Raw genomic sequence first — 9,561 nt, 5'->3', positions numbered from 1 at the left:
CTTTTTTGCCGTCTTCGACCGACCCCCTCGCAAATGGGTCTTGCATTCCTTGCCCCGCTTGGGTTTAATAGGGGTAGGTTCCCCCTTCGGGGGGATCCCTAGAAATTGGAAACAAGATGTAATCGCTGCTAATCCCTCCCTCTGCTTTTGATGTTCCCCCTTCGGGGGGATCCCTAGAAATTGGAAACAGGAAGTCGCCGGCCAAGCAGAGGAAGTCATTAAGCAGTTCCCCCTTCGGGGGGATCCCTAGAAATTGGAAACGCGATTGCCTGTGCCTTCAAGCTGAAGTGGCAGTCTGCCGTTCCCCCTTCGGGGGGATCCCTAGAAATTGGAAACACTCCGTCTCCACCCCTGGGGCGTGTGCCCGCTACCTGAGTTCCCCCTTCGGGGGGATCCCTAGAAATTGGAAACTCCTCGAAACGCTCTGGAGCTGCCCTATCAGAGAACGGCATTGTTCCCCCTTCGGGGGGATCCCTAGAAATTGGAAACCCATCCAATAGGCTGACGTTAAGGTTCCAGACTTCTGGGCTGTTCCCCCTTCGGGGGGATCCCTAGAAATTGGAAACGCTGACTTGTACCCACGGCCTAGAATCCCGTTTGGATGGTTCCCCCTTCGGGGGGATCCCTAGAAATTGGAAACGCTCGTTGCGTGGGCTGTGGTGTATGCGCAAAAAGGGAAAGTTCCCCCTTCGGGGGGATCCCTAGAAATTGGAAACGGCATCCAGGATAGCCATGTTCATTTCGTCCATATGAGGTGTTCCCCCTTCGGGGGGATCCCTAGAAATTGGAAACAATGAGTTCCTTCGTGCAATCGAGAATTTTCCCTAGGGTTCCCCCTTCGGGGGGATCCCTAGAAATTGGAAACTATTCCTCCCGCCTTCCGTCGGTGCTTTCGGCGAAGTATTCGTAGTTCCCCCTTCGGGGGGATCCCTAGAAATTGGAAACATGCCTGAGCACGTTGCCTCTAAATCCAGAATCCATGCAAAGTTCCCCCTTCGGGGGGATCCCTAGAAATTGGAAACACAGAGCTGGCCCAGCTGCGGGAAGAGCTCCCGCAAAGGTTCCCCCTTCGGGGGGATCCCTAGAAATTGGAAACAAACCAATTGCAATAAAGCTGCCGCTGCTCAGCAGTAGACAGATAGCGCTGTTGGTAGCCGGGCCACTCCTGGAGGGCTAGCTTTTGTTGCTCTTGGAGAAGGGTTTGCAGTTCTGAGTCTGCGGGCAGCTCGGCTTGCAAAACCTGCAAGTCGTTAAAGCGGCCCAGTTGGTCTTGCAGGCGCTTCAGGGTCGCTATCCAATCTTGCATGGCTTCCCCGTAAAAGGGCGCAAAAAACTCCACCTGATAGCGCAGCCGTTTGGTAGCCTTGCGCAGCTCGTGCAGTTGCTCAGCTTGAGCCTCCGTCCTGGGAAAAGCAGGGATCCGCCAACCCGGTTGCAGCAGCCACTCGGCCAGCAGAGGGGTCAGCAAATGGGGCAAGCTTTCCAGCAAAGGCAGCTCTGCCTGAGGCTTGTAGCGCGGGTGAGCCAGCCACTGCTCGCAGGCGGCTTGAAACTCCAGAAAGTCAGAATCTTCGAGGATGCGACGGGAGCGCTTCTCAGCTCGGGCTCGACGTTGCCGCAGATCTTGCCTTAGCTTCTCCAGCTCCGCTTGCTGGGCCGCCGGGATCCCTTCCCACCACGGCTCCTGCAGGATTTCCAGCAGCACGTCCAGATCCCGCTGTTTGCCCAAAGCCCTGGCCAACTTTTGCAGGCGTTTGGGCTTAAGAGGTTTGGGCAGCCGGACAGATCCCTGAAACACCTCCACCCAGGTGCCAATACGGCGCAGGATCACCCGGATTTGATGCAAGGATTCTACTGCCTCTGGATGCTGGGCCAGAACTCGCCGCACGTGTTTTTGCAGTCGCTGCCATTGCTGGCTCAACAGTTGGTGGGCTTGGAGCGCCAGAGAGGACGAGGACAAAGGGGAAAGCATGATCTGGTTCTGTTCACCCTTTTGCTCGGTACCCAGCAACATCGCATCTATAGACAGGTCTCCCTTTCCAAAAGCCCAGCGAAGCAATCGAAAAGACAAAACTCTCGCCCGCGGAGCTGCCCAGCCAACCTAACCTAGGAAGAGGTAGAGCGGCTTTGCTTCTTAACCTAATTTTAACCTTAAGGGGGCGAGAGGGGAGAGATACTAACTTGCACTGTTGTCGCGCCGGGGTAGGCGGGGCTTCACCACCGACCAAATCCGTGCCGCTACCTCGGCAGGGGATCCCTCGGCATCGATGCGGACAGTCCGCTGCGGTTCTGCAGCGGCCAGGGCTTGGAACCCTTGGTAGACGCGGCGGTGGAACTCCAGGTGCTCCTGTTCCAGTTTGTCGCCAAGATGGGAGCGCGCTAGCCCCACTTCGGGAGCAAGATCCAGCCACAGGGTGAGATGCGGCTGCAGCCCGCCGGTGGCCAAGTGGTTGAGCTGGCGGATCTGCCCCAAATCCAGCCCCCGACCGTAGCCCTGGTAGGCCAGGGTGGAATCGGTGTAGCGATCACAGATCACCACTTGTCCCGCCGCCAGGGCCGGCGCGATGACCTTGCTCACGTGTTCAGCCCGATCCGCCGCGTACAGGAGCAGCTCGGCCAGCGGCGTCATGGGATCCCCGTGCAACAGCAGCTCCCGCAGCACCTTTCCCAGTGCTGTGCCCCCTGGCTCGCGGGTACACAGGCAAGCATAGCCCTCTTGTTGAAGCTGCTCGGCCAAAAGGGACTGCTGAGTGGTTTTGCCCGCTCCTTCTCCACCTTCTAAGGTGATGAACACGTCCTCGCCCAGGAGAGTGTGTCAAAGGATTGTTTGAGGGGCATGGCTAGCGCAGGTTGAGTTGAGGCTGCAAATTGAAGGAGTGCCCCGGCACCATCACGTACACATCGGGGATGTTGGTGGGCTCCAGGCCTTGCAAGGCCAGCCCTTCGATGTTGGAGCGCAGGGTGTTGTTGATGGTGGTTTCCAGTTGGGACAAAACCTGGGCCTCGTTACCCTGGGTGGCTAAGCTGGGAAACTGGTTGTAGATGGCGCGGGCCAAGCCGCTGGCGAGAGGGAGCTGGATGAGGGTGAGGTTGGATCCCCCCAATTGTGGGCCTAAGGTGTCTGCCCGCCCGCGGATGCCCAAGGCCTGCAGGGCGTTGGCGGTTTGGCTGACGGGGATGGTGCAGGTGTCCATCTTGTAAATGGGCACCGAAGCCATGGTGAGGGCGGAAACGCTGGTCAGTTGCACCACGGTAAAGGAAGCCGTGCCATTGTAGGCAAAGCAAAAATCCCGGAAGGCCGCCGGCACGTTGGCCGCGCGGATGGGACGCTCATCGTCGAAGCCGCCCGACTCGGCAAAGATGTTGCGGATGGCAAACCCGCCGAAGAAAGCCAGCAAGGCCACCACCAGCAGGATTGTCAGATCCGAGGAGGAGACTCCCCCTGAGGAGCTGCTGCTGCGTCCTCCACCTCCATATCCTCCACTGCCGCCGTAGCCGGCGGTGTAGCCGTAAGTTGCAGACCGGTAGGAGCCGGCATAGGCAGAAGAGCGGGCGGATCCGTTCCGGCTGCCGGAGACAGAACGGCGGGGAACTAGGGCCTGTCCAGAACGCTCACCCGCTCTTCTCTGCTCACCCTTTTCGTTGTCTCGGCTGCGGCCAGAAGGTCGCGAAGCCCTGTGGCTATCCCGCCCATTCTCCTCATCCAGCCAATCTTCTGCGCCCGCAACAGTTGAGCCCTCTTCCGGCAAAGGGGGCGGAGAACGACGGCCGCCCGCTGCTCCGCTGGAGTTTGGACTGGAAGTAGAATCTGGAGAACCACGGCCAGCAGCCTGCTCTGTCGCGGCGGTGGGATCGCGATCCTCAAACTCGGAGAAGCTCATGTTGCCTCAAGTACTCCCTTTCGGCTGCCAACGCAAGAGGGTTTTCCCTGTCCCAAACCCTCAAGAATTGGACTAGTGTATCCTAGCAGCTCCCAAGCCTTTGGTGAGTCTAGGCTAGCCCAGACTGCCCTCCAAGGCGAGCAACTGCTCCTTGAGGGCGCGTAGGGCCTGGCCGCGGTGGCCGATGGCTTCTTTTTGCGCCGGGCTCATCTCGGCAAAGGTTAGCTCCACCTCCGGCACCCAAAACAGCGGGTCGTAGCCGAACCCCCCCTTTCCCCGCGGCTGGGTCAAGATTTCCCCGTGGCAAAGGCCTTCCACCAACGCCTGCACCTGGCCCTGGGGATCCACCAGGGCGATGGCGCAGTGAAAGGTGGCTCGGCGATTTGGGATCCCTTCCATCTCCTGCAGCAGCCGCTGGATGCGGGCGGCATCGCTGTTAGCATAGCGAGCCGAGTGGATCCCGGGGGCGCCGCCAAGGGCTGCCACCGCCAGGCCGGAATCGTCGGCAATGGCCCACTCTCTCAGAGCTTTGGCCACGGCCTTGGCTTTGAGAAGGGCATTCTCGGCAAAGGTGGTACCGGTCTCTTCCACCTCAATTGCTGCAGGCAGACGGAGCAGCTCCCAAGCGGGGGCATGGGCTTGGAAAAAGGCGTTGAACTCGCGCCATTTGCCAGGGCTGCTGCTGGCCAAGATCAAAGAACGGGGCATGAAAGGGATCCTAGCGCAAATCCAAGGGATCCCTACCTAATCAATCTCGAGAACCATGTTGTGCAGAGCCGCGTTGATCACCAGGGTGGATCCCCACCGCTCTACCTTGCCCCCATCCCAATGCATGTGTCCGCAGATGTAGTAGCGCGGCTGCACCTGTTCCAATAAGGGGCGCAAAGTGGGCGTGCAATGGTGATACCATTTTCCGCCTTCATCCAAAAGACCTTGCGGCGGAGCATGGGTCAGCAGCAGGTCAATGGGCCGGGGGGGTTGACGGTAGAGGTGGAGCAGCTCCTGCAAATGGCCGGAGGTGAGAGACCAGCTCCAACCACAGGGGGGAGTCCAGGGCACAGCCAAAACCTGTAACCCCAGCCACTCAAAGCAGCAGGACTGGGTGATGGCCCGCCCCCAACTGCCAGCCAGCGAATCCAAAACCGCAGCCGCCGGATCGTGGTTGCCGGGCAGGAAGAGCCAGGGCTTGCCCAAACTCTCCACCGCCGCCAGAAAAGATTGCAACTGGGCTACCTCGGCTTGCGCTGCCGGATGAAAGCCCTGGGTGGCTTTACGGGAGGGCTTGCCGGCCTTGGAACAGAAATCGCCGCAGTTGATGTAAGCATCCACCTGTGGCAGATGGGCCAGGGCCTGCCGGATCAGCCGGTCGCTGCCGTGGTAGTCGGAGCCCAGCAGTAGCTTAATTCCCATGCTGCCCTACACCGCTGGCGCAAAAGGAATCTGCAGCAGCCGGGCGGCCACTTGCTGCCAGGAGCTGCGGTACCAAGCTTGCTGGGCCTCCAGTTCTTCGTCCAGGGATCCTGTGGGGCCAAAATCCGAACAGGCATACCCCAGGGAGCGCAAGCCTGCCACCAATACCGCCGGAGACAGCCACCATTGCTGGGCCAAGCGCAGCAGATCCACCTGGCTGTGGGTTTGCAGGTATTGGCGGAGCTGGCGTTGCAAGCCGGTGGCGGAGGGTAGGGGCACCGCTTGCCGATGGACGGCGATCAGCAGCTCACTGCTGGGAGTACCCCAGAGCAGCCACTTGAGGTGATCCACAGAAGGAGGCCAACTCCACAACCAGAGTTGATCGTAGCGGTGGCCGGTTTGGGGGCGGTCGTAGTGGAGAGTCAAGTGCCGCCCAGAAGACAGGACAAGCGAAGGGCGGCGGAAGCCGTAGAACAGGATGGTTCCCCGCGCCCGGGGCAAGAGGACAGAAAACCGGTCTACAGCTTGCCAACGCAAAGGCTGGGTGGGCTGGGGGGTGGGTCGCCAGATCAACAGGGGTGAGGACTCGGTCTCGCTCTGGGAGTGGGACATGGAAGGAGCAGCGTCCAGAGGAAAGGGGGGGGTGCGGGCAGCAGCCTCTTGGGCAGGTCGGATCCCGACAATTTCCAGCTCCAGTTGGGTTTCTCCCTGCCACGTTTTGGCCTTCAGAGTGTAGGCGAGGTCAACTCGGTCGGGCAGGGGATAATTCTCAGCCCCTCGCCAGCGAATGGCCCACAGGGGACGGCTGCGGGCTTTGGCGGTTGAGGCTAGTGAGGGTTCTGCTCGGTTGCCAAAGGCAGAAGTGTCGGGATCCTGAACCAGCAGCTTCAGGTGGCTGGGGGTATCCCCACTAACGGCCCTTGCGCCAAAGCGCTGCTGTTGCAGCACCTGCAGGTTGCGGCTGCAGAAGACCGGCTCAGGGTTGCCGATGCCACAGGGCTGCAGATGCTGAAGCTCTCGATAGAGGTCAAGGGTGAGATCCGCCAGTGCCACCTCCACGTCGATCTGTACCAGCGGCTGGATCTGCTCCGGCTGCAACTGCTGTTGGGCAAACTGCCGCAGCCGCTCTTCAAAAAGAGGCCAGTTTTCCGCCCTCAGGCTAAATCCCCCTGCCGCCGGGTGGCCGCCGTGTTTGCTGAACAGATCTTGGCAAAACTCCAACGCCTGAAACACGTCGAACTCCGGGATCCCCTGCCGCGCCGAGCCGCTGACCTCCCCTTGCCGCGACTGGCTGCCGATGAACACCGGACAGCCCAAACGCTCTGCCAAGCGCGAGGCCACGATGCCGATCACCCCTTTGTGCCATTTCTGCTGCGGGGATCCCAAAATCGTCAACACCCGTTCCTGCCGCAGATCCCGACCTTGCCGGGCAATTTGCTCCAGGGCCTCGGCCTCGATGCGGCTGCACATCTGCTGCCGCACCTGGTTGAGGCGTTCGCAGCGGCGGGCCAGTTTCTCCGCCTGCTGCGGGTCGTCGGTGGTCAGCAACTGGATCCCCATTCTCGCCTGGCCAATCCGCCCAACGGCGTTGATGCGCGGCCCCAGGCCAAACCCAATCCACTCAGGCCGCAGCTCCTCTGGGGATCCCTGCACCCCCATCACCTGCAACAGGGCGCGGATCCCGGCCACCTGGGAAGTGGGCAAGAGGTTCAGCCCCTGCCGCACCCAAAGGCGGTTGATCCCTGTCAGCGGCGCCAAATCGGCAATGGTGCCCACGGTAAACAGTTCCAGCGCCACCCGCTCCAAATGGCCGTCACCGCGCCGCTCCGCCAGCGCCTGGGCCAGGAGGTAGGCCACCCCCACCCCGGCCATCCCTCGATAGGGAGAAGAGAGCGGGAGCTGTTTGGGATTGAGGATGGCGTCGGCAGGGGGCAACTGGGGCGGCAAATCGTGGTGATCCGTCACGATCACCGTCAAACCTAGGGCTTTGGCCAGTTGGATGGGCTCGTGGGCAGAGATGCCGTTGTCCACCGTGAGGATGAGGCGCACCCCCTCGCGGTGCAGCTCTTGCACCATGCGGCTGTTGAGGCCATAGCCCTCGGTCATGCGGCTGGGAATGCGGTAAACCACTGGCGTGCCCCGCAACGCCCGCAGCAGCAGAGCCGTGCTGGTCATGCCGTCGGCATCGTAGTCGCCGCAGATGGCAATGGGCTCTTGTCGGCAAATCGCCCCATCCAGCAGTTCCACCGCCAGCGGCAAATCGGCAAAATCCTGGCTGGGCGGGGGCAGGTGGGCGGGATCCGGCTGCAAATACCGCTGCACAGCAGCAGGGCTAGAGAGGCCGCGATTGAGCAAGATCTGAGCCAACACAGAGGAGACCCCCACTGCCTCGGCCAAGTTCTGGGCAGCCAGTGTGTCTGCAGAATGAAACAGCCAGCGTTGGGCAGGGATCCCGGCCATTGCAATCGGTCTTCAGGTAGCAGTGCTACAGTTGGCCTATGGGCTATCCTTTTGACATTAACTCAAAACGCTCCTCTGCTCTTTCCTGCCGCCGATGTATTCTCTGCTGCTTACCTATGGCCTCAACCCGCTGACAGGCTGGAAGCTATTGGTCAAGTCTCCTGAGCAAGCCTCTCTGTGGACGTTGGCCCGGCAGCTTTGGAGCCGCCCTGGATCCCGGCGCCGCAGGCCGCGCCTCCAAATCTCTCTCGGCCGCCTCGTGCCCGAACAGACCGAGCGCCTGTCTAAACTGGAGGTGCTGCTGCGTCTAAGATTTTTCATCGCCCTCGAAGCCGAAACCCCGGATCAGCCCTTGCCAGCTCTTCCCTCCGGCCAGGGATCCGCTATTCAGCTTGCCCACTACACAGAGGGCTCGCAGCAGTACAAGACGGAGATCATCCGCTTTGCCCTGGGGGGATCCCGCACCCTGACTGCTCGGCGCCGCCGGCGCCGCCGCTTCTGAAAACCCCTGGGCCGCAAACCATTCCCGCCAGGGGTGGAGTTCTGCCGACCTGTCTATACTAGAGATGCACCCAAAAATGCGCTAAGTCTGTGCTTATCCCGTGAACGCCGGGCTGTTTCAGTGCCGCAGATGGCTTATAAACCAAAGGGCTGCTCCAGGGTGGCAGGGGCTCCCTGCTCCACGGCTGGGGATGACAGCGGCCCTCTTGGCCGGATCCCTGGCGGCTTTTGTCCTCGCCCTGCCTGCTGCTTTGGCCTTGACCCGCTACCAGGTACATGTGCTGGCCAACGAGGCAGCCGCTCTAGCCCAGGTGCGCGGCCAGGTGCCGGATGCCTATTTGGTGCAAGGGGACGGGCAGGTGTTCATTTTAGCGGGGACGTTCATCAACCGCAACCACGCCCAACGCCGCCAGGCTGAATTGGAACGGTTGGGCTTGCCGGTGCGGGTGGTGAGCCGTCAAGATACGGATCCGCCCCTTCCGCCCGCTTTTCCCGCCCAAACAGCGCCCGACCGCCCCTCCCCCAGCTCTGAAAACCCTGCCCCGCCGGCGCCAACGGCTCCCCCCTCCGATCCCCAGCGGCCCTTTGCCACCTATGTGCCCAACCCCAGCAGGGATCCCCGGCTGGAAGAGCGGGTGCGCCGCTTTTTTCCAGGAGCTGCTGTGGTGCAGTACCGCGGCCAGGCGGCTTTGCAGACGGGCACCTTCTCCCGCCTGTCGCTGGCGCAGGATCAGGCCCGCTGGCTGACCGCCCAGGGCTTGCCGGCAGTGGCGGTGTCGCTGGCAGGGGAGGAAGCTGTAGGGGATCCTGACTCCAATCCACCTCAGGGGGAGCGCTACTGGGTGTTGGTGGCGGATCCCAGCGGTGAGAAATGGCCTGCACTCAAACAACTGCTAGAGGGATCCCTGCCTTTGATCTACGACGACCTGCGGGTGGTGCGCACGGGCGGGTTTGCCGATCCGGCTGCTGCCGCCGAACAGGTGCGGTACCTGGCCGACCGAGGCTACGAAGCCGGGATCTTCCCCGCCGATCTGCGCCGCTCTCGACCGCTTCTGGTTCAGGATCCCACCCCCTCTCCCGCATCCCTGCGCGAAGAAGGCACAGGCGGATTTTGGGTGGTGGTATCCGCCGGCGCAGAGGCGCTGCCCAAGCTGCAGCAGTTTGCCCCTGACGCTTTTGTGCGCGGCTCTGTGATTCAGGTGGGCACTTACCGGCAGCGGGCCAATGCCGAACAGGCGCGGCGCGCCCTGGCCGAGGCGGGGTTTGACGCCCGCATCCTGCCCGTGGAGTAGCAGCAGCCAGCTTCAGC

7 protein-coding genes, 1 pseudogene and 1 CRISPR repeat array are annotated in these 9,561 nt (G+C 61.6%); of the genes and pseudogenes, 2 read left to right on the top strand and 6 right to left on the bottom strand.

The features are described 5' to 3' along the window. Window positions 1–77: 77 nt before the first annotated feature. Window positions 78–1,096: a CRISPR direct-repeat array (repeat unit 36 nt; unit sequence GTTCCCCCTTCGGGGGGATCCCTAGAAATTGGAAAC). Between the two features lie 186 nt (window positions 1,097–1,282). From NW857_RS06275 to recJ, 6 genes and pseudogenes are all read right to left on the bottom strand, one after another. Next, a pseudogene (locus tag NW857_RS06275) lies at window positions 1,283–1,972 on the bottom strand (CHAD domain-containing protein); the annotation flags it as partial. 204 nt (window positions 1,973–2,176) lie between these two features. After that, window positions 2,177–2,794: a dTMP kinase gene (gene tmk, locus NW857_RS06270; protein ID WP_414334763.1), complete on the bottom strand. Its 618-nt coding sequence runs from the start codon at window positions 2,792–2,794 to the stop codon at window positions 2,177–2,179. A gap of 46 nt (window positions 2,795–2,840) precedes the next feature. Then, a complete protein-coding gene (locus NW857_RS06265; RefSeq protein WP_414368339.1) occupies window positions 2,841–3,881 on the bottom strand; it encodes a hypothetical protein in 1,041 nt (346 codons plus the stop codon). A 114-nt stretch (window positions 3,882–3,995) separates the two neighbouring features. Further along, complete coding sequence (rdgB, locus tag NW857_RS06260; protein ID WP_414334765.1) at window positions 3,996–4,589, bottom strand: RdgB/HAM1 family non-canonical purine NTP pyrophosphatase; 594 nt, start codon at window positions 4,587–4,589, stop codon at window positions 3,996–3,998. Window positions 4,590–4,625: 36 nt separating this feature from the next. After that, window positions 4,626–5,291: a metallophosphoesterase family protein gene (locus tag NW857_RS06255; RefSeq protein ID WP_414334766.1), complete on the bottom strand. Its 666-nt coding sequence runs from the start codon at window positions 5,289–5,291 to the stop codon at window positions 4,626–4,628. Between the two features lie 6 nt (window positions 5,292–5,297). Continuing rightward, complete coding sequence (recJ, locus tag NW857_RS06250; protein WP_414334767.1) at window positions 5,298–7,751, bottom strand: single-stranded-DNA-specific exonuclease RecJ; 2,454 nt, start codon at window positions 7,749–7,751, stop codon at window positions 5,298–5,300. Between the two features lie 94 nt (window positions 7,752–7,845). Here recJ and NW857_RS06245 point away from each other — a divergent pair, with 94 nt between their 5' ends. Next, window positions 7,846–8,253 carry a hypothetical protein gene (locus NW857_RS06245; RefSeq protein ID WP_414334768.1) on the top strand — a complete coding sequence of 136 codons (408 nt, stop codon included), beginning with the start codon at window positions 7,846–7,848 and terminating at the stop codon, window positions 8,251–8,253. A gap of 190 nt (window positions 8,254–8,443) precedes the next feature. Continuing rightward, complete coding sequence (locus NW857_RS06240; protein ID WP_414334769.1) at window positions 8,444–9,544, top strand: SPOR domain-containing protein; 1,101 nt, start codon at window positions 8,444–8,446, stop codon at window positions 9,542–9,544. The last annotated feature ends 17 nt before the right edge of the window (window positions 9,545–9,561 follow it).

This window comes from Synechococcus sp. H55.9, assembly GCF_047462355.1.
Lineage (GTDB): Bacteria > Cyanobacteriota > Cyanobacteriia > Thermostichales > Thermostichaceae > Thermostichus.
This window is presented reverse-complemented; position numbering and strand designations above follow the sequence as displayed.